The sequence below is a fragment of the Bifidobacterium sp. N5G01 genome (assembly GCF_002742425.1).
In the GTDB taxonomy this organism is placed as follows: domain Bacteria; phylum Actinomycetota; class Actinomycetes; order Actinomycetales; family Bifidobacteriaceae; genus Bifidobacterium; species Bifidobacterium hominis.
The window spans coordinates 142,741-168,959 of record NZ_NJNP01000004.1; the positions used below are offsets into that span (position 1 = coordinate 142,741).

Annotated in this window: 18 protein-coding genes; 7 read left to right on the top strand and 11 right to left on the bottom strand. The window is 55.8% G+C overall.

Annotated elements, in window-relative coordinates; genetic code table 11:
* Positions 1-71 precede the first annotated feature (71 nt).
* On the top strand, positions 72-485 hold the full coding sequence (locus CE168_RS07190) for a hypothetical protein (RefSeq protein ID WP_180753747.1): 414 nt from the start codon (positions 72-74) through the stop codon (positions 483-485).
* On the opposite strand, the gene CE168_RS07195 is transcribed toward CE168_RS07190, so the two are convergent.
* Positions 463-1,707, bottom strand: a complete 1,245-nt coding sequence (locus CE168_RS07195) for an Nramp family divalent metal transporter (RefSeq protein WP_099571808.1) — start codon at positions 1,705-1,707, stop codon at positions 463-465. The genes CE168_RS07190 and CE168_RS07195 overlap by 23 nt on opposite strands.
* Before the next feature lie 140 nt (positions 1,708-1,847).
* Here CE168_RS07195 and CE168_RS07200 point away from each other — a divergent pair, with 140 nt between their 5' ends.
* Positions 1,848-2,702: an aldo/keto reductase gene (locus tag CE168_RS07200; RefSeq protein ID WP_099571757.1), complete on the top strand. Its 855-nt coding sequence runs from the start codon at positions 1,848-1,850 to the stop codon at positions 2,700-2,702.
* Positions 2,703-2,752: 50 nt separating this feature from the next.
* The gene (locus tag CE168_RS07205) at positions 2,753-3,559 is read left to right on the top strand and encodes an HNH endonuclease family protein (protein WP_236824357.1); all 807 of its coding nucleotides are present in this window, start codon (positions 2,753-2,755) and stop codon (positions 3,557-3,559) included.
* Positions 3,560-3,634: 75 nt separating this feature from the next.
* Here CE168_RS07205 and CE168_RS07210 read toward each other — a convergent pair whose 3' ends face one another.
* The 6 genes from CE168_RS07210 to CE168_RS07235 form a co-directional block, all read right to left on the bottom strand.
* A complete protein-coding gene (locus tag CE168_RS07210; protein WP_099571758.1) occupies positions 3,635-4,711 on the bottom strand; it encodes a LacI family DNA-binding transcriptional regulator in 1,077 nt (358 codons plus the stop codon).
* Positions 4,712-4,854: 143 nt separating this feature from the next.
* Positions 4,855-6,909 carry a beta-galactosidase gene (locus CE168_RS07215; RefSeq protein WP_099571810.1) on the bottom strand — a complete coding sequence of 685 codons (2,055 nt, stop codon included), beginning with the start codon at positions 6,907-6,909 and terminating at the stop codon, positions 4,855-4,857.
* A 322-nt stretch (positions 6,910-7,231) separates the two neighbouring features.
* Positions 7,232-8,092, bottom strand: coding sequence for a hypothetical protein (locus tag CE168_RS07220; protein WP_229067278.1), 861 nt, complete (start codon positions 8,090-8,092; stop codon positions 7,232-7,234).
* A gap of 632 nt (positions 8,093-8,724) precedes the next feature.
* Positions 8,725-9,432 carry a pyridoxal 5'-phosphate synthase glutaminase subunit PdxT gene (gene pdxT, locus CE168_RS07225; protein ID WP_099571759.1) on the bottom strand — a complete coding sequence of 236 codons (708 nt, stop codon included), beginning with the start codon at positions 9,430-9,432 and terminating at the stop codon, positions 8,725-8,727.
* Between the two features lie 113 nt (positions 9,433-9,545).
* Entirely contained in the window at positions 9,546-10,421 is an 876-nt protein-coding gene (gene pdxS / locus CE168_RS07230) for a pyridoxal 5'-phosphate synthase lyase subunit PdxS (RefSeq protein ID WP_004223372.1), read from the bottom strand.
* Positions 10,422-10,784: 363 nt separating this feature from the next.
* Positions 10,785-14,861 (bottom strand): ABC transporter ATP-binding protein/permease, encoded by a 4,077-nt coding sequence (locus CE168_RS07235; RefSeq protein WP_180753749.1) that lies wholly within the window; start codon positions 14,859-14,861, stop codon positions 10,785-10,787.
* A 668-nt stretch (positions 14,862-15,529) separates the two neighbouring features.
* Here CE168_RS07235 and CE168_RS07240 point away from each other — a divergent pair.
* Entirely contained in the window at positions 15,530-17,353 is a 1,824-nt protein-coding gene (locus tag CE168_RS07240; RefSeq protein WP_099571761.1) for an AMP-dependent synthetase/ligase, read from the top strand.
* Positions 17,354-17,481: 128 nt separating this feature from the next.
* On the opposite strand, the gene araA is transcribed toward CE168_RS07240, so the two are convergent.
* The 4 genes from araA to CE168_RS07260 form a co-directional block, all read right to left on the bottom strand.
* Positions 17,482-18,996 carry an L-arabinose isomerase gene (gene araA, locus CE168_RS07245; protein ID WP_099571762.1) on the bottom strand — a complete coding sequence of 505 codons (1,515 nt, stop codon included), beginning with the start codon at positions 18,994-18,996 and terminating at the stop codon, positions 17,482-17,484.
* A gap of 202 nt (positions 18,997-19,198) precedes the next feature.
* Positions 19,199-19,891 carry an L-ribulose-5-phosphate 4-epimerase gene (locus CE168_RS07250; RefSeq protein ID WP_003833806.1) on the bottom strand — a complete coding sequence of 231 codons (693 nt, stop codon included), beginning with the start codon at positions 19,889-19,891 and terminating at the stop codon, positions 19,199-19,201.
* 23 nt (positions 19,892-19,914) lie between these two features.
* On the bottom strand, positions 19,915-21,552 hold the full coding sequence (locus CE168_RS07255) for a xylulokinase (RefSeq protein WP_099571763.1): 1,638 nt from the start codon (positions 21,550-21,552) through the stop codon (positions 19,915-19,917).
* 220 nt (positions 21,553-21,772) lie between these two features.
* Positions 21,773-22,891, bottom strand: a complete 1,119-nt coding sequence (locus CE168_RS07260) for a LacI family DNA-binding transcriptional regulator (RefSeq protein WP_236824358.1) — start codon at positions 22,889-22,891, stop codon at positions 21,773-21,775.
* Between the two features lie 410 nt (positions 22,892-23,301).
* On the opposite strand from CE168_RS07260, the gene CE168_RS09375 reads away from it, so the two are divergent.
* Genes CE168_RS09375 through CE168_RS09380 form a run of 3 tightly spaced genes read left to right on the top strand, consistent with a single transcriptional unit; the run spans position 23,302 to position 26,174 of the window.
* On the top strand, positions 23,302-23,436 hold the full coding sequence (locus CE168_RS09375; RefSeq protein ID WP_180753375.1) for a class III lanthipeptide: 135 nt from the start codon (positions 23,302-23,304) through the stop codon (positions 23,434-23,436).
* Between the two features lie 30 nt (positions 23,437-23,466).
* Positions 23,467-26,052 carry a class III lanthionine synthetase LanKC gene (gene lanKC / locus CE168_RS07270; RefSeq protein WP_099571765.1) on the top strand — a complete coding sequence of 862 codons (2,586 nt, stop codon included), beginning with the start codon at positions 23,467-23,469 and terminating at the stop codon, positions 26,050-26,052.
* Entirely contained in the window at positions 26,049-26,174 is a 126-nt protein-coding gene (locus CE168_RS09380; RefSeq protein WP_099571766.1) for a class III lanthipeptide, read from the top strand. The genes lanKC and CE168_RS09380 overlap by 4 nt, the downstream gene beginning before the upstream one ends.
* Positions 26,175-26,219 lie beyond the last annotated feature (45 nt).

The following is a 26,219-nucleotide window of genomic DNA, read 5'->3' on the forward strand; positions in this document are numbered from 1 at the left end:
ATCCCGGAGAAACCGCATACTACATGGTGCAACTCGTTAATTTCTCCGTATTCTGCATTAATTATATTTTCATGAGTTTATTCACAACCTATATTTGGTTGACAGTAAGCAACCATAATCATCGCAAACCAGCCGCATTGTATGCCGTCTACGCATTGTCCGCAAGCGGAATTCTTTTACTCATCATCACTCAATTCACTGGTCTTTTCTACTATTTCGATGACCACAATCGTTACCATCGCGGTAACTACTATCTTCTTTCGCAGGCAATTGCGGTCTTGGGAATCGCATTATGCCTCTTCATGTTGATCTCATATCGCAAGAATCTTGATCGCATTATTTTCCTTTCCATGATGTCGTTCTTCGTACTACCAGTATTGGCGACCATCTACCAAGCACTGGCATACGGTTTTTCATTGCAATGTTTGGCGGCCGTAATCCACACAGAAAACGGGATGTGCATCAGGAGCGGCCGGAAAGTGTGAGGAAGACGAGAATCACATTAAGCGCAACAATCAGCGAAACAACTACCATATTGATCGCGAATTTCACCGGACCATCCACATAGTCGCCCATTAATGAGCGATCGTGAGTGTATTTCATCAGCGGAATGATCGCGAACGGAATACCGATCGACAGTATCACCTGCCCTATGATCAGCGCCTCCGTCGGATTCTTCGCAAACCACAGTACAATCAATGCCGGCACAAGCGTCACCACGCGACATGCCCACATCGGCGCTTTGATACGCAACAGTCCATGCATGATTTCGGCGCCGGCATACGTGCCGACCGATGTGGAACTCAGGCTGGAAGCCAACAGTCCAATTGAGAAAATCGTGCCGATCACAGGGCCCAGAGCGGCTGCGATGGCATGCTGCGCGCCTTCGATCGAATCAGTGCCGGTCACGCCATACAGCGAATTCGCCGCGAGAATCAGCAGCGCCAGATTCACCGTGCCGGCCAGAAGCAACGCCCATACCACATCGACCTTGCTGCCATGCAGCAGCGTCTTGATGTCAGGCTTCTTTTGCCCCGCGGAATAATGGTCATTGACGAGTGTGGAATGCAGGTAAATCGCATGCGGCATCACCGTGGCTCCCAGCATCGAGGCGGCCATGAGCACGGTCGCGGACCCTTTGAAACGCGGGATCAAGCCCGTTGCCACCTGCGTGGGATTCGGCGGGTCGATGAAAAGACCCGCGATGAAGCCGAACGTGATCACCAACAGCAGCGCGATGATCATCTTCTCGAAAAGACGATGCGTAGGCCCCTTCTGGAAAATCAGCAACACCGTGGAAATCGCGCCGATAATGCAGCCGCCGACGAACAACGGCAGACCGAACAGCAGTTTCAGTGCAATCGCTCCGCCGATCACCTCCGCCAGATCCGTGGCGATGGCGATCACCTCAGCCTGCATGAAGAACATGAACCGGCCGGCATCCCCCAGACGTTCGCCCAGAATCTCCGGCAGACTCCGGCCCGTGACGATGCCGAGTTTGGCTGACTGGTATTGGATGAGCACGCTCATACAGTTGGCCAGAACGAGCACCCATACCAGCAGATAGCCGTATGTGGCTCCGGAAGTAACATTCGCAGCCACGTTGCCTGGGTCCACGTATGCCACAGCAGCCACAAAAGCGGGGCCGAGGATGCCGGCAAGCGCGTGCCCGTAATGCTGGTGAGATTGTGGTTGAGGAGTAGTCATTGCATTCTTTGAATCCATATTGTCCTCCATATCCGCGCAACGTTATAGCGCGCTTACCTGCATGGAATTGTTACGGCCGTTACGCCTCCCGCTAAACTGGTGTAGAGAACATCGCATATTCGATTCAAGAGGTTGTTTCCATGGCTACTTTCCATACTCCGATGGTTACGCTTTCCGACGGCAATCTGATTCCGCAGATCGGTTTGGGCGTACTGCGCATCGACGATGAGGGCGTTACTCCCGTAGTTGAGAGCGCACTGGAAGCCGGCTATCGGCACATCGACGGTGCCGCGGGATACAACAACGAGGCCGGTGTGGGGCGTGCGTTGCGCAATGCGGGCTTCACGCAAGGCGAGCATCGCAAGAATCTGTGGGTGACCACGAAGCTGCGCGATTCGGAACAGGGGTACGATTCCGCGCGCAAGGCGTTCGACCGGCAGCTGGGTCTGCTGCAGCTCGACTACGTCGACATGTATATGCTCCATTGGCCGACTCCGTTCGACTGGCGTTCCGGCGAAACGTGGAAGGCATTCCAGGAGTTTCGTGCGGAAGGCCGCGTGCGCACACTGGGCGTGTGCAATTTCATGCCCGAACATCTTGACCGCTTGTATGAGGAAACCGGTGAATATCCGACCGTCAACCAGATTGAACTGCACCCGACTTGGCAGCAGCGCGAGGTTGTGGCATACTGCAAGGCGCACAGCATTGCAGTGGAAGCGTATTCGCCAATGGCCCGCGGCGCTGATTTGAACGCTGGAAATGGCACGATTGAACGTATCGCAGCTGCGCACGGGGTCACCCCGGCACAGGTGATTCTGCGCTGGCATATCGAAAATGGAACAATCATCATCCCCAAGTCGACGCATGCGGAACGACAGAAGCAGAATCTTGATCTGTTCGGTTTCGCGCTTGCTCCTGAAGAGCATGCCGCGATTGACGCGCTTGATGGTCCGACGCGCGCAGGTCATGATCCGATGACGTTCACTTACGCCTGATATTCCCAATTCCGCAATTTCAGTGTGTCGCATGTATTATTTCAATAATTATGGCACGAAAGAATAATCGTAATTCTTATAATTATCGGAATATTGAACAAGATGTGCGTGATATTCAGCGGGCTGGCAAACGGTTCAAAAAAAGTTGGATTAATGCTGACGGTCCGCTGGAACGCATTCTCATTCTGCTGGTCGTCGTTGCGGTAATCGGCGTCACTATCGGCATGCTTCTGCCGAAGGTCAATCCGACCGTAGGTGAGATTACCGGCGAATACACGGCAACCGGCACTGCCGCGGAAACGTTGGAAAAACTTATGGTCGATGACAATCCCAGCAAAGCCGGATATGATCGCGACGCGTTCGGATTCCGAGAAACCGACAACGACGGCAATGGTTGCGACGTGCGTGAAGACGTGCTCGCCCGCGATTTGACGAACGTGCAATATAAGAACAGCCGCAGCTGCCAGGTTGCATCGGGCACGCTTGATGACCCGTATACCGGTCAGACCATTCAGTTCGTGCGCGGAGTGAAAACATCTTCGGCGGTGCAGATCGATCATGTAGTCGCGCTGGAGAATGCATGGCAGTCGGGCGCGAACACGTGGGATCATGCGAAGTTGTACCAATTCGGCAACGACATGTACAATCTGCTGGCCGTGGATGGGCCGGCGAATCAGCAGAAGGGTTCCGCTTCGGCCGCATACTGGCTGCCGACGAACAGCGAATACCGTTGCGATTATGTGGCTCGGCAGATTGGCGTGAAAGACAAGTACGGGCTGACCGTCACCACGCAGGAAAAACGAGCGATGCTTTCCGTACTGCACGGCTGCCCCGCGCAGGCATTGCCGGCAAACTGACGCTAATTCCCGTCCGCACAAGTCCTGTTCTGCGGCTGTGCAAGTCCGGAACTGGCTGTGCAGACGGCAGGTCAGCTACGCGCGGGTGGTGGCACGGGCGATCACGTGCGACTGGGTGGTGATGCAACTCGGTTCGAGCGTGCACGTGCCGTCGATCCGATCGAGGATACGGCTGACCGCAGTCGGCGCAATCCAGTCAAGGCAGGAATCCATGGTGGTCAGCGGAGGCTGGAAATATGCGGCTTCTTCAATATTGTCGAAGCCGATCACCTGCATCTGTTCAGGCACGGAAATGCCGTTCGCAGCCAAAGTGAACAGCGCACCCAACGCAAGCTGGTCATTGAACGCCACAATACCGTCGAATGGAATCCCGGAATCAATAAGCTGCTGCGTAATGCGAGCGCCGGAGCCGATCGTCCAATCCTGCCCAGTGATCATTACCAGTCGGGAATCGAATGCCGCTCCCCGCGCGGCGCACGCTTCGAGCACGCCGCGAAGTCGCAGTTGCGCATTGCCTTCCACTGCTTCACGCACGGAATCGATATGCTCCGGTTCCGTGCGCGATCCGACTACCGCGAGCCGGGTTGCGCCATGGTCGAACAGGTATTCGGCTGCGAGTCGGGCTTCCTGAATATCGTCGGGGGTAACGTGGTCGGCTTTGCCGTGTGTGGAACGCGCGCCCACGCATACGAGCGGATAGTTCACGTCCAAGTCCGCCGCTTCAAGGTTTTCGACTTCGGAGATCGACAGGATCATGCCGTCCGAGACGGTGGTGTTGAAGTTGCGCAGGAGTGATTGCGCTCCTTGTGCGGATCCTTCGGCGTAGGTGGTGACGTATACGGAGTAGCCGTAGCCGCGGGCCGCGTCGATTACGCGGTTGGCGAGCTCCGACAGGTATGGGGCGGTCAATGTTGGTACGGCGAGTGTGATGAAACCGGTTTTTCCGCGGTTGAGATTGCGCGCGGACACGTTCACGCGGTATCCGAGTCGGTCGATGACTTCCTGGACTTTTTCTCGCGTGGAGTCGGTCATACGGCCGGAATGGTTGATCACGTTGGATGCGGTTTTGAGTGAAACGCCTGCCTCTTCGGCCACGTCTCGTAGGGTGACGCGTTTTTTGTCCGGCTTCGGCTCCGGCTTTGACTCGCCCATGTTCGTCTCCGTGATTGTTGAATATGCCGGTAAAAAGTTTACCAGTTATGGCAAGCCCGCCATTCTTGAGTTTCAGAATGGCGGGCTCAGGTTGTGTGAGGTTGCATGAGATTGCGTGAGGTCACGCAATCAATCACACGGGATCACGCGCGCTTTACGACGAGCACGCCGTTGCGATGCACGGTATAGCTGCCCGCCTGCTCCCCTGCTTCCGTTTGGAACAGGTAGACCGGCTCACCGTCGATGCCCTGCAATGCGATTTCTTTCTTGCCTCGCGGAAGGTAGAAATCGAAGGTTGCGTCTGCGGACTTGCGTACGGTGTGCAGCACGTCGGGATTGACCGGATCCGCAGAATCTTCCACGATATTGGCGCTCACGAATTGCGTGAGATCGGCCACGTTGAGATCGCATCCGACGAAATATGCTTCGCCGGAACCGTACGGATTGCGGGTGATTGCGGCGGTGCCGTCGAGCTCCCATTCGTCGGCTTCTTCACCTTCGTAGGTGGCCAATACCTGCGCGCGTTCGCCGTCGACGTTCACGTCGTTTTGCCACAGGCGAGTGACCGCTCCGGAGCTCAAACGAATCTCAGCGGGCTCGCCTTCGGCTTCGGCGCCGAGAATGTTGAATTCTTCGCCGCGAATGCCGAGCATTTCGCGCAGCAGGCCGTCTCCGGCTCCCGGGTATCCGCCGAGCCAGGTGTGGAAGTTTTCGTCGATCAGTCCGGTTGCATAACCGATGACCACACGGCCGCCGGCAGCTGCGAAATCGGCCAAACGCTGCGTATCTTCGGCGCTGAGCATGATCACGGTCGGCAGTACGACGGTCTTGTATGCGCTCCAATCGTATTTCAGCGGCACAATGTCGGCACGGGTGCCGGCGTTGAGGAACGCACGGTACCAGTCGCGCACGTCATGCCAATGGTTGAGCTTCATGCTTGGCAGGGTTTCGGAGCGTGTGGCCCATTCGGATTCCGCGCTGAACAGGATCGCCGTGTCGGAGAGTTCCAATTCGGTGCCCTGCACGCCAGCGTCGCCGAGGGTTTTCAGCGCTGCGCCCAGTTCGCACACTTGGCGGAACAGTTTGGTGTCTTCGCCCGCGTGGGGCACGAGTGCGGAGTGGAAGGATTCGGCTCCGAATGCGGAGGCACGCCACTGGAAGAAGTTGATGGCGTCGGCACCCATGGCCACATGCGCAATGGAGTCACGCACGGTTTCGCCCTTGCGCTTGCGTGCGTTGAGCGGCTTCCACTGCACGGCCGAAGTGGAATGTTCCATCACATACCACGGCTTGCCGAGCGCGAGGGAATCCATCAAAGCGTCGGAGCAGAACAGTTCGTCGATATGCGATTCGCCCTCATGGAAGTAATGGTCGTTCGACACGAAATTGACTTCTTCGGCCCAGTCGGCATAATCCATGCAGCACTGGTCGGTGGAGACCATGAAGTTTGTGGTGAACGGCTTGTCGGGGCAGATTTCGGCGATTGCATCACGTTCAGCCTTGTAGAAGTCGAGCAGCATATCGTTGCCGAAGCGTTCGAAATCAAGCTTTTGACCGGGGTTCACCATGGAATCGGCACCCATGAAGCGCGGGATGAGCACTTCGTGGAAACCGTTCATTTCCTGACCCCAGAAGGTGGTGCCCCACGCCTTGTTGAGGTTTTCGATGGTGCCGTATTTGCGTTCGCACCACAGGCGGAAAGCACTGAGCGCGTTGTCGGAGTAATCGTAACGGTTGTTCCAGCCGTATTCGTTGCCCATATGCCATGCGGTGACGTACGGGTTGGTGCCGTAGCGTTCGGCTAGTTTGCGGCACAGGGTGAGCGCGTATTCCTTGAACACCGGGCTTGTCGGGCTCCAGGATTGGCGCGATCCCGCGTTGACGGGATGGCCGAATTTGTCTTGCGGCAGCACTTCCGGGTGCTTTTCGTACAGCCACAGCGGCGCGGTGGCGGTTGCGGAGGCCAGGTCAACCGCAATGCCGGCTTTGCCGAGCTTGTCGATGATGCGGTCAAGCCAGCCGAAATCCCAACGGTTTTCTTCCGGCTGAATGCGATCCCAGCTGAAAATGGCCACGGCCACGGTATTGACACCGGCCTGTTTCATGAGGCGGACGTCTTCGTCCCACACGTCTTCCGACCACTGGTCGGGATTGTAATCACCGCCGTATGCGATGCCTTTGCCGTTGTCGGTCAGCAGTTCCGGCCATTTGAAGGGCTGGCGATTGGGGTTATCGGAGTTACTGGTATGGCTAGGTTCTTTGGATTTGTTGTTTTCTTTGCTCTCATCATTGAAGGTTCGCACATTCTCACCTTTCCGAACATACTTGATACAACTGTGTATCTATTGACAATACTTTATAATAGATACTTCTGCAATTCTGTCAATTTCGATTGCGCGTCCGATAGCATTCCCATACACGAAAAAGTCAGATCATGGGGCAAAAAACTCAATCAACACAGAATAGAGGGGATGAATATAGCTCAAAATCATCAAAAACATACCCCCATACGCGAAAAAGTCAGATTCTCCGCATTCTTCGCATACGACAGGCCACCTTTCTCCACGGAAGCGGCGTGCTCAACGCAATCGGACGTCCCAACTTGCGTGCACGGATGGCGGCGATATTCATCGCAAACGCAGCACGGTGCGGCTCATCCGACAAATCAAGCTGAGTAACCGAGACGACCGTCCATCCCATGCTTTCCAACTGCCTGCGCTTCCATGCGTCACGACGCCATTGCGTCCGGTCCGTGCGGTGATGGTCGCCGTCATACTCGATGCCGATCAGCAATTCCGGATCGGCCAAATCGAGCGTAATCGCGGCGCCATTATCGAATGAGATTCCCGGAACAGAGTAATTCGATGTGAAACCCCACAATCCGTAAGAATATAAACAAAGCCTCGTCTGCGTCTCTTTAGGTGAATCGCTGCGCGAGTCCATCAACGTAAGCGCGTCGTAACATTTTGCCTTGCATTGAAACGTCTCATGTTCCACGAAATCACGCAACTTCGACTCGGTGGTCCTGCCATGTCGAATCATCGATTCCCCCAATTCCGTCAATCCGTCAACCTGCGTGCCTTTCGCCATCAACGCCCATGTCGTTTCCGCATTCAGGACTCCAATGCCATCAGTCGTATATCGAATATGCCTTGAATCAAGCCCCGACCAGCAATGCACATAAGCATCCGGCGACGAAAGACGACTCAATCGGGGGTCCGAAACGGTGACATGTAGCTTGTCCGAAACAAAATTCGTTTGCGACGGCCGTTCGACCTTCCACATATCGACAGCCGAAATATGGCTGACTGGACCAAGCAACACAGCCTCACGGCACGCTTCCCAAGTGATGGACTGCCTTTCTTCAAGGGATCGAGCCATCAAAGGTTTGTACATCTCATTCATGTTTCGACGGTATTGAAGCACATTCGTAGTTGTCCAGCCGAACCGGGGTTGTGGTCGGAGAATGCAAAAACGCGCGATAAAGGCGTGTCGGCTGTGGATAACCCATGGCAGAATCCATTTGGGTCAATGAATGTGGATATTCCTGTGGATTGATGTGAGTCTATTTCTGAGCAAGTTCCCCATTTTCGGACGGGTTGCGAGCTCATCGGAAAATCCACGCATCAGTTCTGAATGCAAGGCGAATGGCTACCTATGACTTTTGTTGCCCCTCCTACGCGAAAAAGTCGAAAATGGTAAAAAATACGGGACCTTTCACAAACGGGGGTATAAAATCGGCTTAAAGTCGTTTGAACAGTACCCCCGTATGCGAAAAAGCCAGTTTCCCGCCTGGAAATTCGACTCTTTCAAAATAGACAAGGCAGCCAAGGCATGCCCAGAGGCATCGGAATCCCGAGGATATCTCCGAAGAGGACCAGAGAGTCCCGAATAAACCCAGATAAACCCGAACAACCCGCAAACCACGTATAAAAACGGCGGCTTCCAAAACAATACCCTTGAAAGCCGCCGATCGCTTGGTCAAGCCGCGACATGGACCACAGGCTACGGATTTACAGGCCCAAGAACAGCTCGTGAATGCGGGTATCGTCGGTCAGTTCGGGGTGGAACGCCGTAGCGAGAATCTTGCCCTGACGCAAACCGACCACATTGCCGTTAACCGACGTTTCGACCGTGGCCTGTTCGCCAACCTCAGCCACGAACGGTCCACGGATGAACACCAGCGGGAAATCCTTGAGCACAATAGACTCGGAAGCGGCACTTTCCGGAACGCGCTCCCCCGGCGCAACCGAAACGGCGAAATCGCCAGTAGCGGAACCGAAATCGGCGGTCGCAGCGAACGAACCAAGCTGACGTCCATACGCATTGCGGCGCACGACCGCATCCAACGCGCCAAAATAGACGTTCTCGTCGTTATCGAGACGACGAGCGAGCAAAATCATGCCCGCACATGTGCCGAATACCGGCTTTCCAGCGGCGATATGCGCGGCGATCGGCTCGAACAAGCCGGTCGAACGCAGCAATTTGCCCTGCGTGGTGCTTTCGCCGCCAGGCAGAATCACGCGGTCGATCGAATCGTCGAAATCCTCGGCGGCACGCAGCAGTTTCCACGGCGCACCAAGCCGATCCAGCATCGCGGCGTGCTCGGCGAATGCCCCCTGCACCGCAAGGATGCCGGTCACGCCATGCTGTGCGGAAGCCGCACCTTCGGCAACGTCAGTCGATTCTTCCTTCGAAATGTATTCAACGGCAACAACCATCGGATCTCCTTACCCGAACCATCGCGAATCATGCGAAACGGGCTGCGCGCGGCGCATCGAACAGACATGCCGACAGCCGCACGCAGCGCACAGCGCACGAAAATACAGCGCAATCACTCGCCGCGGGCGGCCATGATGGTTTCGATCTCGTCTTCGTTGATGCCGACCATGGCCTCGCCGAGATTCTCGGAAAGGCGGGCGAGCAGGTCGGCGTCCTGCCAATTGGCGGTGGCCTGCACGATGGCAGCGGCACGCTTGGCCGGATCTCCGGACTTGAAGATGCCGGAGCCGACGAACACGCCTTCGGCACCCAGCTCCATCATGAGCGCGGCATCGGCCGGAGTGGCCACGCCACCGGCAGCGAAGTTGACGACCGGCAGACGGCCGTTGTCGTGCACGTACTTGGCGAGATCGTACGGCACGGCCAGCTGCTTGGCGGCCTCGTACACTTCGTCGTCGCGCAAAGAGACGAGCTCGCGGATCTGCTTGTTCATGGTGCGCATGTGGCGCACGGCCTGGATCACATCGCCGGTGCCCGGCTCGCCCTTGGTGCGGATCATGGAAGCGCCCTCGGCGATACGGCGCAGCGCCTCGCCCAGGTTCTTCGCGCCGCACACGAACGGCACGTCGAACTGGTTCTTGTCGATGTGGTACACGTCGTCGGCGGGGCTCAGCACTTCGGATTCATCAATGTAATCGATTTCGATGGCCTGCAGAATGCGGGCTTCGGCAACATGGCCGATACGAACCTTTGCCATGACCGGAATGGACACGGCTTCCTGAATGCCCTTGATCATGGCAGGATCGCTCATGCGGGAAACGCCGCCGGCAGCACGAATATCGGCCGGAATACGCTCAAGCGCCATCACCGCGCACGCGCCCGCATCCTGTGCGATCTTCGCCTGCTCCGGGGTGGTGACGTCCATGATCACGCCACCCTTGAGCATCTGCGCCAGATTCTTGTTCAGTTCGTTCCTGTTGTTGGCCATCGCCAGCCTTTCGTCGAATCGTATTCCACCCTTCTGCAGAGCGGATATCTCTTGACACAGATACTAACGATTTTTCGTTACAAAATCATGTGAACTGAATATTTGCACGTCTCAAAAAGTTGCTTTTCTTAAATTCTGACTATCATTTTCATGATTGTTTCATTTTCTTACGATTTCGATTCCGCCGACGATTCCGCAATTTCGTTCGCTTTTCTTGCCTGATATGCGCCATTCGCTTTCGATTCGCGCGCACGGCTCCTTTCGACCGCACTTTCGATGCACGCTATAAGAAATACGAATGACGCATGATTTTCATACGACCACATTGCGGACGGGGGTACAGATGGATTCGCGTATTGCACACTACATACGCAGTATGCGCTCGGCGATGCGCATGGTGGAATCGCGGTGCGACACCAGCACGACGGCGCTCCCCCGCTCGGCAAGATCATTGATCGACCCGAGAATCACCGACTCGTTATAGGCGTCAAGACGGCTCGTCGGCTCGTCGAACAGCACCAAATCGGCGTCACGCAGGAACATGCGGGCCAATCCGATGCGCTGCTTCTCACCCTCCGAAAGGCGGCCGCCCAGCTCACCGACCTGCGTATCCAAGCCGTTCGGTAGCGCATCGACCAACTCGAGCGCGGATGCCTTGGCGAGCGCCTCGCGCAATACGGAATCGGGAATGGCAGAAGCTGCGGAATCGAAAGAATCGCAGGCAATAGCGAGATTTTCGCGAATCGTTCCGTCGAACAGATACGTCTCCTGCCCCATCATCGTCTGCACGCGCCGACGCCATCCGGCGTCAACCTGCGGCAATGGAACATCCGACAGCGAAATCGTGCCGGAATCCGGATCCCAGTAGCGCATCAGCAGTTTCAGCATCGTTGATTTTCCACGCCCGGACGGGCCTTGAATACCGAGAATGCCCTGCCGTGAAACATCGAGTGAAACATGCTCGAGCACCGGTTGCGAGGCGATGCCGGCACCTTGTTCGCCGGAGGATTGCGCTTCCGCGGGGCGTGCCGGACACATGCCAGTCGCATACTCCGACCGCCCGTTTGGCGTGCGTTCGCCGGAAATACGGGCGCCGGATCCATAGCCGAATGTGACATCGCGCATTGTCATGCCCTGATATTCCGGGCGTTCGCTCCCCTGCTCGACCACAGCGGGAGCCTCATCCATCAATGCGAACAGGCGACGTGCCGAAGCAAACGTTTGCGTCAAATTCGCCGGCAGCGCGCTCAATGCAAGCGTCGGACCAAACGAGCTGACAAGCAATACAAAAGCCGCAACCAGCGCAGGGGCGTTCGAATCCGCGGAACCCATCCAAATCAGGCCTTCCGGCATATCGGCGGCAGTGAAAACCACGGTGCACAACGTCATCACAAGGAAAGCTGCAATTGCGGTAAACAGCATCACCAACACCGCGCCCAATCCTGCAAAATCGCCATTCTTCGCACTCAATCGTAAACGTTTGCCCCACAATGAAAGAGTGCGCCGCGTGATGGAAGCGAGCCGGGCATCGCCTTGGCCGAAGCGGATGATTTCGCCGATACCGCGCATATCGTCAAGCATTTCGTCGTCAAGGGCGGCGGATTCCTCGCGGAGTTTCGGACCGACGCCTCGCACCGCCGACGCGAACAACTTTGGCAGTATGACGCCGACGGTGAGGTGCGCGATGACCAACGTCACAGCGAGGGGTGCGCTTAGGGTGAGCAGTGCGAGTGTGTAGACGACGGTGGTCACAACGGCGATGACGATCGGGCTGATGGTGTGTGCGAAGAAGATTTCCAGCAGTTCCACGTCGGTGGTGACCAGTGCGATCAGGTCGCCTTTGCCTTTGCCCGCAAGCTTGGCGGGGGCGAGACGGCGCAGGGCTGCGAAGGCTTTCGCACGGAATAGCGCAAGCAGACGGAACGCCACGTTATGGTTCATGAACTGTTCAGCGTAACGCATGCCGCCGCGGATCAGCGCGCATACGGCCATGGCTGCGAGCGCCGCGGGAACGCTGAGGTTCCAGACCGGCGAGCCGACTGCGGCGAAGGCCGCCGCGATGCCGAACACCGGCAGGAAAGTGGCGGCGAGATGGCCGAGCGTGCCGCAGACGCACGCGACGATCATGTACTTGCGCTGCGGCCCAACCTCTTTGAGCAAACGCGCAATCACCCGCGCCGTCGGCATTGCCTTCGCGTCCGATTCTGCCGAATCGGACATACGAACGCCCGTTTTCGCACCCTGTGCGTCCGTTTCTGCAGAATCGGACATCCGAGACGTAGTTTCGGCACGCTGCGTGACCGATTTGGGAGAATCGGACAACTGAGCGGTGTTTTTAGTGAGTTGGTTGTCCGTTTCTGCAGAATCGGACACTTGGAGACCCATTTCCGCACGCTGCGTGACTGATTCTGCAGAATCGGACACTTTAAGTGCGTGGGATGCAGAGGTGGAATGGGTTGCGTTATTGCGTAGACCTACGTTTTCCACGGTTTGCTGGGCTTGGAACAGTTTGGCGTATGTTCCGTTGGCTCGCATGAGTTCCGCGTGCGTGCCCTGTTCCGCCACGAGGCCCCATTCGAACACCACCACATGATCAGCGTCGGCCGCATTCGCCATGCGATGCGTCACCATGATCACGGTTTTGCCGCGATCGGCAAGCGCACGAATGGTTTGCAGAATCAGGGTTTCGCTTTCCACATCGACGCTGCTGGTGGCTTCGTCGAAAATGTAGACGGCAGACTCCCGCAGCAATGCGCGAGCGATGGCGATACGCTGCTTTTGGCCTCCAGACAGATTGCTTGCGCCCTGTTCGATGGTCAGGTCAAGTTCTTGCGATTGTGCACGCACGAATTCGTCGATATGTGCTGCTTCCAGCGCTTGCCACAGTTCGTTTTCGGTGGCATCCGGCTTGGCCATCAGCAGATTGTCGCGCAACGTCCCTGCAAAAAGGTGGCTTTGCGCCGCCACGATGGCGATTTCTCTCGTAAGGGATTCGATGGAAAGATCGGCGATTTGGTACCGTTGCGTCGGGTTATTTCCTATGTTTCCGGGCCGCAGCCACATACATCCTTCATATCCGGAAAGATTTCCGGCGAGCAGTTCGACGGCGGTAGATTTGCCGGATCCGGACGGACCGACGATGGCGGTCACCTGCCCGCGCCGCGCAGTGAAAGAGACGCCATGCAATGCGACGACCGAACCATCGTCATCTTTCGGCATGCCTGTTTTTCCGGCACCAACCACACCGGATTTTTCCCCGGTTTCCCCGGTTTCCCCGGTTTCCACATCCGCCACAGCCGTATCCGCAGCCACGTCCGCATATCGGAACGACACGTCATCAAAGCACACGTCCACACCGTTATCGGAAGCGCCGAATTCCGGCATTCCCTGCATTCCGTGCGCAGGAATCGGCGTATCAAGCAATGCGAAAATACGCTTGGTTGAAGTCATGCCGTTCATCGCAACATGGAAGAACGACCCCAATTGGCGCAGCGGAATGAAGAAATCCGCGGAAAGAAGCACTATCAGCAGCACGCCGGCAAGCGGCAATGCGGCACCGCTCGCATACTGCCAGATCGCCACGCCCACGCCGGCCGCGGCACCCCCGTATGCGACGACGTCCATGGCGGTGAGCGAGCGCAGCTGAATTTGCAGAACATTCATGGTCATTACGCGGAATTGTTCCGCCTGCTCGTTCATTTTCTTGGCGGCATGCGCATCCGCGTCAAAAGTTTTCAGCGTTTCAAGACCTTGTACATTGTCAAGAAACATAGATCCCATGTCGGTGTATTTGCCCCAATATTTTTTGAATACTCGGGCTGTACGCATTGCGACCATGCCAACAATCAATACAATCAACGGCGCGCATACAAGCAATGTAACAGCCGTCGGCATATTAATCGGCGCAACTATAAAAAATAACGTTACCGGCGCGAGAATCGCATAAAACAGTTGTGGTAGGAATAATTCGAAGAAGCTTTGGATTTGTTCAATGCCTTCACCGGCAGATTGCACCACATCGGCAGTACTGATATGTTGCGAATACGACGGTCCAATCGCAAGCATTTTATTGAATAATTGTTCACGCAAAGCGAGTTTGACACGCTCGGCCGCTTCTGCGCCGAAATAGGCCGCGGCGCGCATCATCAGAAAACGCAGAACCGCACAGACCACAATTGCCAGCGCGCATCCGATATACGTTTCCGCACTGAATCCGCCGTAGCCAAGGCCGACGAACATGCGGGAAAGCAGTCCACTATCGCCCATGGAGAACATTGGATCGAACGCCGATTCCACCACGGCAAGCACCGGCGAAAGCATGACCACCACCGTCACCACGAATACGACGTTGGACAGCAGCCCGATCCATTGGCAGAACACTTTCGCCGCAACCAACCTCCCCACGCCGGGAGCGAGGGAGAACAGCCTCTTGTCAAACATAAACACCTTCCGTCCAATGAGCGCACTCGCGTTGCCAGCTCGCCTACGGCCCAAAGCGCAATCGCCATGCATCCAACAAACGAATCGCAACAGGCCAATACGGGAAAACCGGTGCGTGGCAAACCGTTTTCAGCCTATCCAAGGCAGCTCGCAATCGTCAAGGGCGCATTGCATACAGCGAACCGTCGCAATCGAATTGCCATAATCGACCTCAAATCAGCAACGTTGAAAAGAGAAAGGCTGGATGTTCGCCGTTGAGCAGGCAGCCCTCTGACGCAAGGGGTAAATTGCGTCACTCGTGAGTGTACTCGATAAAAATCGCTCGCACCACCATTTCTTCGCATTTCGCTGATTTTACCGTCGTTTCGGGGATATTCGGGAAGCATGGCAGCACCCCCGCAACCGTTACGTCAAACTTTTTTTGAACAGACACAGCGCGACACCCATCGTTTGACTTTTGACGATTTTCAATCGTTTGTCAGTTCATACAAAGTTGCTCAAATATTTCTTGTCGCTTCTCACAATGCAGACTTACGGACCCGTAACTTACCATATACGAGGTGCGCAAGGGGTAGGTAACGCGGACACACGGTTTGCATCGCTCCCGCACGCATCACAAGCAGAAATACGCGGAAATAACGCAAAAACCGCGAGAAAGAGAACGCTCCATGCTCACCGAGTACACCGCACCGGGCGAATCCGTCGAGGTCGGCGACGACGAATCCATCTATTCCCTGCTTACCGGACGCATCGCGCGCACTGGCGAGAATACCGTGATCGCGGAACGCAAAACCGCCCCCGGCCAATGGATGAAGGTCACTACCGGCGAATTTCACAAGGATGTGATCGCCGCCGCCAAAGGTCTTATCGCGTTCGGCATCGCCAAGGGCGACGCCGTCACCATCTTCTCCGCCACCCGCTACGAGTGGGGTGTGCTCGACTTCGCACTGGCCGCAATCGGCGCGGTCAATGTGCCGATCTACGACACTGATTCCGCAGCGCAAGCCGAGCGCATCCTCAACGATTCGGATGTGAAACTGGCCATCGCCGACAATCGCGAGCGCTTCGACCGTCTCGACTCCGTAATCGACCGCTGCCCGTCTCTCAAGCACATTCTGATGCTCGATTCCAACGCCATGGGCGCGTTGGAAGGCTTGGGCGTCACCGTGTCCGACGAGGAGCTGGAAGCGCGCATCGATTCGGTGCATGCAGACGATCTGGCCACCATCGTGTACACGTCCGGTTCGACGGGAGCTCCAAAGGGTGCCGAGCTTTCGCACCGCAATTTCATATCGATCACGCGCGCGGGCAGTCTGGCGTTGCATGAGATCGTTCTCGAAGATCATCCGCGACTGCTCCTCTTCCTGCCGCTCGCCCACTGTTTCGCACGGTTCATCCAGTACGCGTCGATCGCTTCCGATGACGGCGTGGTCGGCTATCTGCCGGACACAAAGACGTTGCTGCCCGATTTGCGTTCCTTCGAACCGACATATCTGCTGGGCGTGCCACGAGTGTTTGAGAAGGTGTATAACGCAGCCTCCCGCAAGGCCGGCATGGGTTGGAAGGGACGCCTGTTCCTCAAGGCTGCCGAGGCCGCACGCGATTGGTCGCGCATGCAGCAGGCTGGTGAGAAGCCGACCATAAAGCAGACCGCCGAGCATCTCTCGTATGAGGCTTCCGTATACCGTACCGTGCGTGGCGCCCTCGGCCCGCGCATCCGCTACGTGGCATGCGGTGGCGCTCCTCTGGACGTATCTCTGGCGCATTTCTTCAACGGTATCGGCCTGCCGATGATTCAGGGTTACGGTATGACGGAAACCGCTGCGCCGTTCGCAGCCAACCGCGTCACCGACAATGTGATCGGCACTGTCGGCCAACCGGCTCCGGGATCATCTGTACGCATTTCCGATGATGGCGAACTACAGGTCAAGGGACCAAACGTGTTCAGAGGCTACCATAATCTGCCCGAGAAGACGGCGGAAGCGTTCACCGAGGATGGATGGCTGAAAACAGGCGATTTGGCGTCGATCGACGACGAAGGACGCATTACGATCACTGGCCGTAAGAAGGACATCATCATCACTGCCGGCGGTAAGAACGTCTCCCCGATTCCGATGGAACAGGAAATCGTGAAATGTCCGATTGTGGAGCATGCGGTAGTTGTTGGCGACAATCGCCCATTCATCGGTGCGCTGGTCACGCTGGATCCGGAAGGATTGGCAGCTTGGCTGCCGTCCGTAGGATTGTCTGCAGACACTCCGCTCGACCGCATCGCGACCGCCGCTGCCGTACATGATGAGATTCAGAAGTATGTGGACAAGGCGAACGCAACGGTTTCGCGCGCCGAATCCGTACGAAAGTTCGTAGTGCTAGATACCCAGTTCACGCAGGAAAACAAGTGCCTGACCCCGTCGCTGAAAGTGGTGCGTCCGGCAGTGAACCGCGTGTTCGCGCAGGTGATCGATCAGCAGCTGTACTCCGGCAAGCGCTGAATGGGGCGATCGTAGAGAAAAATACGGGCCGTCGTTGGGATTTCCCAGCGGCGGCCCGTATTTTTTTATTGCATCTTCGATGACGCTCGCAGCGTCATCGAAGATAACGTGCGCAACGCTCCGTTATTTCAGTGACGGTTGTTGAGACGGTGGTACATTTCGCTCAGCTGCAGTTCCTTCTCGAACTGGCGGGCGGTGGTGTTCTCGTCAATGACGGCGAGCTCGACACCGGCGATACGGGCGAAGTCCTCCCAAGCCTCACGACCGACGGAGGTGGTCATGCAGGTGTGGTGGGAGCCGCCGGCCGCGATCCAGCACTGCACGGCGGTCTTGAGGTCCGGCTTCGGCTTCCAGACAGCACGTGCGCACGGCAGGTTCTTGAGGGAACCCTGCGGCTCGACGATGGAGACCTCGTCCATGAGCAGACGGAAACGTTCACGCTCGTCAGCCATGGAAACCACGACGGCGTCGCCAGGCTTGCCAGAGAACACCAGACGCACCGGATCGGACTTGCCGCCGATGCCCAGCGGGTAGATGTCCAGCTTGGGCTTGGCGATGGTACCGATGGACGGGGAGACTTCCAGCATGTGGGAACCCATGTCGAGCTCGTTGCCGGCGGTGAAGTTGTAGGAGTAGTCCTCCATCAGGGATGCGCCACCTTCAAGGCCGTAGCCCATCACGGCGCCGATACGCACCAGCACGGCGGTCTTCCAGTCGCCTTCGGCGGAGAAGCCCCAGCCGTACTCGGACGGGAATCGCTGCGGGCCGACACCCGGCAGCTGCGGCAGGGCACCAAGGTCTTCGAAGTTGTCAACGCCGGCGGTGCAGCCGTTTTCGCGCATCATGTTGACCATGGCGCACTCTTCCTTGGCAGCGATGAAGAGCTCGTCGTAGCGGGAGTCGAGCAGCTCGGGAGCCACGTCGTACTTGGCCTTGTAGTCCTCGATGAGGGCCTTGACCTGATCGTCCTTGACCTTGTCGTAGGCAGCGACGAGTTCGTTGACGGCCCAGGTGTTGATGGAAGCGCCGAACACGCGTTCGGCCTCGGTCTTGTCGCCCTCGGTGACGGCGACGTTGCGCATGTTGTCGCCCCAACGCATGACCTTCATGTTCTGGGATGCGTTCCAGCCGGCGCAGGCGCGTGCCCAGGTGCCGACCTTTTCGGCGACTTCCGGATCGGTGTAGTGTCCGACGACGATCTTGCGCGGAATGCCGAGGCGGGACACCATGTAGCCGAACTCACGGTCGCCGTGGGCGGCCTGGTTGAGGTTCATGAAGTCCATGTCGATGGTCTCCCACGGAATCTCCTTGTGGTGCTGAGTGGCCAGCTGCAGCAGCGGCTTGGTAAGCACTTCGAGGCCACGGATCCACATCTTGGCCGGGGAGAAGGTGTGGCACCAAGTGATCACACCGATGACGTTCGGGTTGGCGGAGGCTTCGGTCATGAAGGCCTTGACGCCGTCGGAGGACTTCAGGGTCGGCTTAAGCACCACCTTGACTGGGATCTTGCCAGTTGCGTTGAGCGCGTCAACGATTTCGCCGGTCTGCTGAGCCACCTGGCGCAACGCTTCCTCGCCGTACAGGTCCTGCGAACCGACGCCGAACCAGATTTCCTTACCTTCGAACGGGTTTTCCATTGCCATCGTTGTTTCCTTACTTCATTGTGTTGGATAGAGGTATGTGTTATGTGACAGAGCGGAACCATGCAGAATCCGCTCCGTCAAGTCAGTGTCAACGCTGTCAGCGCGCAGCGCTGGCGTGACGCGCGCGTCCGCAAGGCGCACCGAGCGAAGGCGTACAACGGTACGTCGAGGTCGGAGCAACGCGAGCGGACGCTCCGTCACGTCAATGCTGTCCGTAGACGTTGGTGTAACGGTCGTTAAGCTTGTCGATGTCTTCCTGGGCAATCGGGATGATGTCGCCGATCTGCTTGGCGGCCCACATGGTGCGGGCGACCTCTTCGGTCATAGCGGCCGCCTTGACGGCGCCTTCAGCATCCTTGCCGATGGTGAACGGGCCATGGTTCTGCATGAGCACGGCCGGGGACTTCGGATATTTCTTCAGGGTTTCCACCACGCCTTCGCCGATGGCTTCGGAACCGATAAGACGGAAGGGACCTACCGGCACCGGACCGCCGAATTCGTCACCCATCATGGTCAGACCGCAAGGAATGTTCTGACCGGTGGCCGCCCATGCGGTGGCGTAGGTGGAGTGGGTGTGCACTACACCGTAGACGTCGGGCATGTGGCGGTAGATGTAGGCGTGGGAGGCGGTGTCGGAGCTCGGGGCTTCGGAACCGTCCACCACGTTGCCGTCGAGGTCGCAAACGACCATCGAGCTCGGGGTGAGGTACTCGTAACGCAGGCCGGAGGGCTTGATGACCATCAGGTCGGCGGTGTGCAGACGCTGGGAGACGTTGCCGGCGGTCCACACCACGAGGTTCCACTTGATGAGCTGCTCGTGCAGGGTGGCCACGACTTCGCGCACCTGCTTGACTTCGGCGCGTACTTCCGGGCCGTAATCAGCCAAAGTTGCCATGATATGTTTCCTTTCTACAAAACTTACTTGGTTTCCAAGGGAATATTTGCGATTGCCGTGTGCTCAATCGGCAGTCCCTTGCGGAAGCGATCGAAAAATTCCTCGAATCCTGCAACGTCGTTTTCGTCCGGATTTTCCGTGGTGGAAGCTGCATCTGCGAATACGCGAGCGTCAAGGAATTCATCGAGCGGCTGATCGGCGTGCCACAGATAATCGGCGAGCACGGCCATGCCCCATGCGCCACCTTCGGCTGCAGTAGACATCACCTTGATCGGGGTGTTGAATGCGGCTGCAAGGATCTTCTGGGCAACCTTCGGTGTGGTGAAGATGCCGCCATGTCCGACGAGGGAGTCGACCGCGACGCCTTCGTCCTTGGTCATCACGTCCATGCCGATCTTCACCGGGGAGAAGGCGCTGAACAGCTGGGCGCGCATGAAGTTGCCGAGGCTCATGCGGGCTTCCGGACCGCGTGCGAACAGCGGACGGCCTTCGGGGAGTCCTGCAAGGAATTCGCCGGAGCGGAACGGGTAGTTGATGAGTCCGCCGCAGTTGGAATCGACGTCGTCTGCGATGGCGGCGCGGAACAGCGTGCCATACAGGGTGCCGGCGTCGATCGGAGTGCCGATCGCGGCTGCGAATTGGCCGAACAGGCCAACCCATGCGTTGAGGTCGGACGTGAAGTTGTTGGCGTGGCTCATGCCTGCAAGATCGCCAGCCGGAGTGGTGACGAGGTCGACTTCCGGATGCAGGCGTTCCAGCTTGTGTTCGAGCACGACCATGGCGAAGATGGAGGTGCCGGCGGAAACGTTACCGGTGCGCACACGCACGGAGTTGGTGGCCACCATGCCGGTGCCCGCGTCACCCTCCGGCGGGGCGAAGGTAATGCCCGGCTGCAGCGTGCCGGTCGGGTCGAGCAGCTTGGCGCCCTCCTCGGTCAGCGTTCCAGCAGGAGTGCCGGCGACCAGCGGCTCCGGCAGCAGGTCGGCGAGTTTCCACGGCTGGGCTGCGACTTCCGGAATCGCGTTGAACTTCTCGATGAATTCGGTTTCGTAGGTGTGCGTGGTCGGGTCGATCGGGAACATACCGGATGCGTCGCCAACGCCGAGCACCTTCTTGCCGGTGAGCTTCCAGTGCACGTAACCGGCGAGGGTGGTGAAGAAATCGACCTTGCCAATGTGCTCTTCGTCGTTGAGCACGGCCTGGTACAGGTGTGCGATGGACCAGCGTTCCGGAATGTTGTACTGGAACAGTTCGGAAAGCTTCTCGTGTGCTTCGGAAGTGTTGGTGTTCTGCCAAGTGCGGAACGGCACCAGCAGTTCGCCGTTCTTGTCGAAGGCGAGGTAGCCGTGCATCATGGCGGAGAAACCGATATGACCGACACGGATAAGCTTTTCTCCGTATGCTGCTTCCACGTTCTGCGCCATCGACGAGTATGCGGACCGCAAACCATGCCAAATCTCTTCCTGGGTATAGCTCCACAGGCCATCCTCAAGATGGCTGGCCCAGCCATAATCGCCGGCGGCGATCGTGTGATAGGTGTCGTCGATGAGTACGGCCTTGATTCGGGTGGAGCCGAATTCGATGCCTAGGCTCGTCTTACCGGCACGGATCTTCTCGGCGGTCAATGCGACTTGGTCGTCAAGTTCCTGCTCCTGCACCATAGTGTCAAACTCCTTGTGTCCGAGCGCCTACGCAACCACTCTGTCAACCGAATGTTAGCGCTCACTGTTAACGCTCACTATTCTAAACGCAAATTACGAACCGCACAAACTCGCGTGTCAAAGAAACAATCCGTCAGCGCAATCGTCCGAAACAGCGAACCGGTGCCGAGTCCGCACTCAGCACCGGTTCACGAAATCACAGGAGGAGAACAGCCGACCATCAACGTCGCTGCACGGGACCGATTGAACTGCGCTTGATCAGTTCCGCCGATACCAAACCAACGCCATGCCGGGACGCGGCGAACGAATTCTCGTCGCCCTCCCCCAACAGATACAACGCCTCACGCATCGCAGCCACACCCAACTGCTCGAAACCAGGACGAACCGTGGTCAGCGGAGGGAACATGTTGTCCATCGCAGGCATGTCGTCGAATCCGACCAAGCTCACATCCTGCGGAATCCGCACGCCATGCTCATGCAATGCGCGTGCCACCCCAACAGCCTGACCATCGTTCGCGCACACCATGCAAGTTGGCAAACCGCCGCCGGCGCGGCCGACGTTGTCGAGAATATGATTCATCTTGCCGTACGCCTCGGAGGATTCCCAGGTCTCGCACTGCACCGTCACGGAATTGACCGAATTGGCCGCGCACAGCTTGTTCCATGCCACCAATCTCGTAGCCGCATCACGCCAATCCTTCGGACCGGCGAAATACAGTACGGAACGATGCCCGTATTCCACGACGAGACGCATCACGTCGGCCATCGCGGACCATTGGTCCACGCCGACGACGGATACGCGACGGCGATCGGCGGAAGACATCAATCGCAAACCATCCTGCACGCCGATACTGCCATGCGTGGAAGTGACGATCACACGCGGCTGCATGACCTGCGTACGGCAAGCCGCCGAAAACATGACGTCAGTCGGCGTGAGGAAGATATACGCATCAACGTTCATCTCATCGAACGTACGGCATAGGTCGTCGAACTCAGCCTGCGTACACAAAGCCTCGTGCACCATGCTCACCGTCATGAACAGACCATGTTGCCGAGCCATCGATTCTATCGACGAAATCGCGGAAATCGGTCCGTAAAACCGTTGACCGCCGGCGATGAGCCCGATGGTGCGGGAACGGCGCGAGGCAAGCGCACGGGCAGAGTTGCTAGGGCGATAGCCAAGTTCGCTGATAGCCTTCTGCACCTTCTCACGCGTCACATCGGAAACGTCCGGCGAATGGTTGATGACCCGGGATACGGTCTGATGGCTCACTCCCGCATATTTTGCCACTTCGAACATCGAAGGACGTTTTTTGCCTGCATTGCGCCTGCCTGCCATGCCCCGTCGCCTCCCGCACACAACTATTGGTACGTTCGCCTATTGTACACACACTTATGGTGAACGCTAACATCACACCCTTCAACGACACACATACACAAAAGTTGTACGTCATCACTTGTCTTTGAACAATACCATTTATAACATTAATAATAGTTTCTTTTAAGAAACATTCACAATGTAAACCATGTCAATTCTACGAAAAAATTCAACAATAATCAGAAAATACAACAGAGTAGGAATATCATGAATAAAGTCCTTACATTACAAACAATGAAAGCAGACACGGACATAAAAACAAACTCTATTTTTTCATCATTGTCAGCGGCACTTTGTATATGGACCACATTTATGCCAATGAGCACTGCGTCCATTGCCGTCTGCTAACGATTTTACTTAAGAAGATTAGTATGAAGTGGATTTTGGAACTACAACAATTACTACTACCCGAAGAAGAGCCAGACGATGGAGGTTCGACAATCAGCATCGCCTTCGTCTGCAAAAAGGAAAGCACCATCAGCCTGTTATTTTGCATGGATAGATGAAGCGGCCTGCCTATAGGAAAGAGGGAAACCATGAACGGAAAATATAGAGATTTCATTGGTCAACCTGGGTTGCATTACACCCCCGCCACCCCGGACATCAACAGTCGTGAGTATGCCATCAACCCGCCCAATAACTGGATTAAGATCACAGACGATTACTGGTCTTACGTGGCACCGGCACAGCATATACTTCCAATCCAAGGGTGGAAATTACATGTATCATCCACTTTAGGCAATGCTCAACAGGTGCTGTCCATTGTATCGTCATATTGTTTCGAGAACAGCATTTCGTTTAAATTTACAACAACCCCAAGGAAACTGTTACTCAAGAATTCAAAGAGCGGAAATCGTGCGGCATGCGGTAAATTCATCACCATATATCCCAATGAAACTGACCTTAAACACACTATAACCCATTTGGATGCGCTTCTCGTGGAGTATCGTTCCGCACCATACATCCTGAGTGACATGCGATACAAACAAGGGCCGATTTTTTACCGCTATGGTGGATTTCAGAAGATTCAGGACCCCACAGGGACATTATGCGTCATAAAACCTGATGGATCATATGTGGAGGATGCCAGAGTTCCCTATTATCGAGTTCCCAATTGGGTAACAACACCAGCCTTTCTTACTCAGGATCAACGTGCGCAGGAATCCGGCGAACAAGTTCCTGATTTCCATGGATTTGAGGTACGAAAAGCTCTTCACTTCAGCACAGGCGGAGGCATATATCAAGTTTCAAAAGACAGTACCGACTACATCATGAAAGAAGGACGTCCACATTGCGGCTTGGACGCCTCAGGTCATGATGCCATAGCAAGAATCAAGCATGAAGCACAAATACTAAGAGCTCTTGAAAAGTTTAACGGAGTACCCCATATTATCGACGAATTCGACGCCTGGGAGCATCACTATATCGTAGAGACCTTTGAACAATCGATGACACTGGGCCGATGGCTCGCTTTAAACTATCCTTTCAGCCGAAGCAAGTCCGCTGAAGCAACTGCGCAGTATTTGAACACATTACAAATTATTGTCAAGAATCTGACGCAAACACTCTTGCAATTACACAAAGAAGGATATGCGCACGGAGATATTCAACCGCATAATATTATCGTTAACCCTGATACCGGCCAAGGGGTTTTCATTGATTTTGAGACAGCAGTCCTTCACGACTACGATCACTCTCTTTCCATCGGCACACCTGGGTATCTTGATTCGGTCAACGACCCATTGAACACAAGAGATTGGACAGGCCTTTACCGTTCAATTCGAGGCGCTTTACTTCCGATAAGCACTATCGAAATGCTGGGATCAAACAAACCTAAAGAAATGCAACAATGGATCGCCTCTGAGTACGGCCTGGAAGGAAGCACAATCCTTAACGCTATCCTTCATGCCGCACAATCAGAAGGTATCGATGCGTCAGCAAACCAAACCGCTCTCGTCGCATCCAAACAATATCGCCCCACCAGCATACAGGGAATCGTCAAAGATTTACGCGACTCACTCTCAGCTGCAATCGACTGGTCTTCACCAAGTCTCATTCATGGAGATCCACTTCAATATGAACACCGATTAAACCGATACTCCTTGGCCTACGGCGGAGCCGGAGTTTGGAAAACACTCCTTGATTTTACACCCGATCATCCAGCATTACGGGCAAAACTTCCAGAGTGGCTCAACACTATTGATTCCAATCTTCCCAGCTATATTGAAGGATATTTCTCATATGGTTTATTCACCGGGATAGCCGGAATAATCGAACTTGCAATCAGAGCCAAGCAACGGCATATCGCGCAACATATCGTTCACATGCTCGCAGAGCATATCGCATCTTCTGATTCCAAAGGCATTACTTCCATCTCCATCGAATCGGGATATGCAGGAATAATTCTTGCCCTTACGTACTATCACGAACATTATCACGATAATATATCCCTCAAAATCGCAGAAGAATGCATAGAACGATGCGCTGCAGTGCTTACGGAGCCCAACAATACCCTCATATACGACTCCAGCGCAACACCAACAGGGTTGCTATATGGCTGGTCCGGTGTTTCCTTGGCATGCATGCGTATGTACGACATCACTTCGTCACAAAAGTATCTGGACCTTGCCGATACATGCCTTCAGCAAGATCTGCAACGTCTGAACATTACCGACGGCATATGCAATCTGGCAACCGACGATTCTCGTTTGATGCCATATTTCTCACTTGGGAGCGCAGGCGTGAGTCTTACAATGCAACGCAGAACGCAATATCCAAGCACCCGAAATCATCAACAAGAGCATCTAGCATCCATACATAACGCCCTAATCGCGCGCCCCTGCGCACACGCCGGTCTTTTTAAAGGAGAAGCCGGACTCATTGGCACACTTCTTACCCTTTCAGGCCATGATCAAACCTCCAGACAGATTGCGCTCGATTATGCATCGCTTTTTCTCATTCAGAAAAGCGATGACGAATCACTGTATGCACCAGGCGATTTTTCATATCGTTTTTCAGATGACCTTGCCACCGGAACAATAGGCTGGATTTATGCATTGAGCGGTAACGTCTTATCCATTTTCCCCGGATTCCCATTATCGGAAAGGAGGTGGCCACAATGAACGAGATTCTCCAAATGCAAGCTCTGTATGTCGAAGAAACCGAACGCACAGCAGGCGCGTCCTCCGTCAGCGTTGCATTCAGTTGCAAAAAGTTTAGTTCGATTTCTCTCTTGATCTGCTAAAAAGACCAAATCTAGTGGATGAATTCATATTGAATTCATCCACTA

What these genes read in the sequence shown, in the direction of transcription:
- CE168_RS07190 (WP_180753747.1), top strand. Translation starts at nt 72, where the DNA reads ATGAGTTTATTCACAACCTATATTTGGTTGACAGTAAGCAACCATAAT.
- CE168_RS07195 (WP_099571808.1), bottom strand. Translation starts at nt 1,707, where the DNA reads ATGACTACTCCTCAACCACAATCTCACCAGCATTACGGGCACGCGCTT.
- CE168_RS07200 (WP_099571757.1), top strand. Translation starts at nt 1,848, where the DNA reads ATGGCTACTTTCCATACTCCGATGGTTACGCTTTCCGACGGCAATCTG.
- CE168_RS07205 (WP_236824357.1), top strand. Translation starts at nt 2,753, where the DNA reads ATGGCACGAAAGAATAATCGTAATTCTTATAATTATCGGAATATTGAA.
- CE168_RS07210 (WP_099571758.1), bottom strand. Translation starts at nt 4,711, where the DNA reads ATGGGCGAGTCAAAGCCGGAGCCGAAGCCGGACAAAAAACGCGTCACC.
- CE168_RS07220 (WP_229067278.1), bottom strand. Translation starts at nt 8,092, where the DNA reads ATGGCTCGATCCCTTGAAGAAAGGCAGTCCATCACTTGGGAAGCGTGC.
- pdxT (WP_099571759.1), bottom strand. Translation starts at nt 9,432, where the DNA reads ATGGTTGTTGCCGTTGAATACATTTCGAAGGAAGAATCGACTGACGTT.
- pdxS (WP_004223372.1), bottom strand. Translation starts at nt 10,421, where the DNA reads ATGGCCAACAACAGGAACGAACTGAACAAGAATCTGGCGCAGATGCTC.
- CE168_RS07235 (WP_180753749.1), bottom strand. Translation starts at nt 14,861, where the DNA reads ATGTTTGACAAGAGGCTGTTCTCCCTCGCTCCCGGCGTGGGGAGGTTG.
- CE168_RS07240 (WP_099571761.1), top strand. Translation starts at nt 15,530, where the DNA reads ATGCTCACCGAGTACACCGCACCGGGCGAATCCGTCGAGGTCGGCGAC.
- araA (WP_099571762.1), bottom strand. Translation starts at nt 18,996, where the DNA reads ATGGCAATGGAAAACCCGTTCGAAGGTAAGGAAATCTGGTTCGGCGTC.
- CE168_RS07250 (WP_003833806.1), bottom strand. Translation starts at nt 19,891, where the DNA reads ATGGCAACTTTGGCTGATTACGGCCCGGAAGTACGCGCCGAAGTCAAG.
- CE168_RS07255 (WP_099571763.1), bottom strand. Translation starts at nt 21,552, where the DNA reads ATGGTGCAGGAGCAGGAACTTGACGACCAAGTCGCATTGACCGCCGAG.
- CE168_RS07260 (WP_236824358.1), bottom strand. Translation starts at nt 22,891, where the DNA reads ATGGCAGGCAGGCGCAATGCAGGCAAAAAACGTCCTTCGATGTTCGAA.
- CE168_RS09375 (WP_180753375.1), top strand. Translation starts at nt 23,302, where the DNA reads ATGAAGTGGATTTTGGAACTACAACAATTACTACTACCCGAAGAAGAG.
- lanKC (WP_099571765.1), top strand. Translation starts at nt 23,467, where the DNA reads ATGAACGGAAAATATAGAGATTTCATTGGTCAACCTGGGTTGCATTAC.
- CE168_RS09380 (WP_099571766.1), top strand. Translation starts at nt 26,049, where the DNA reads ATGAACGAGATTCTCCAAATGCAAGCTCTGTATGTCGAAGAAACCGAA.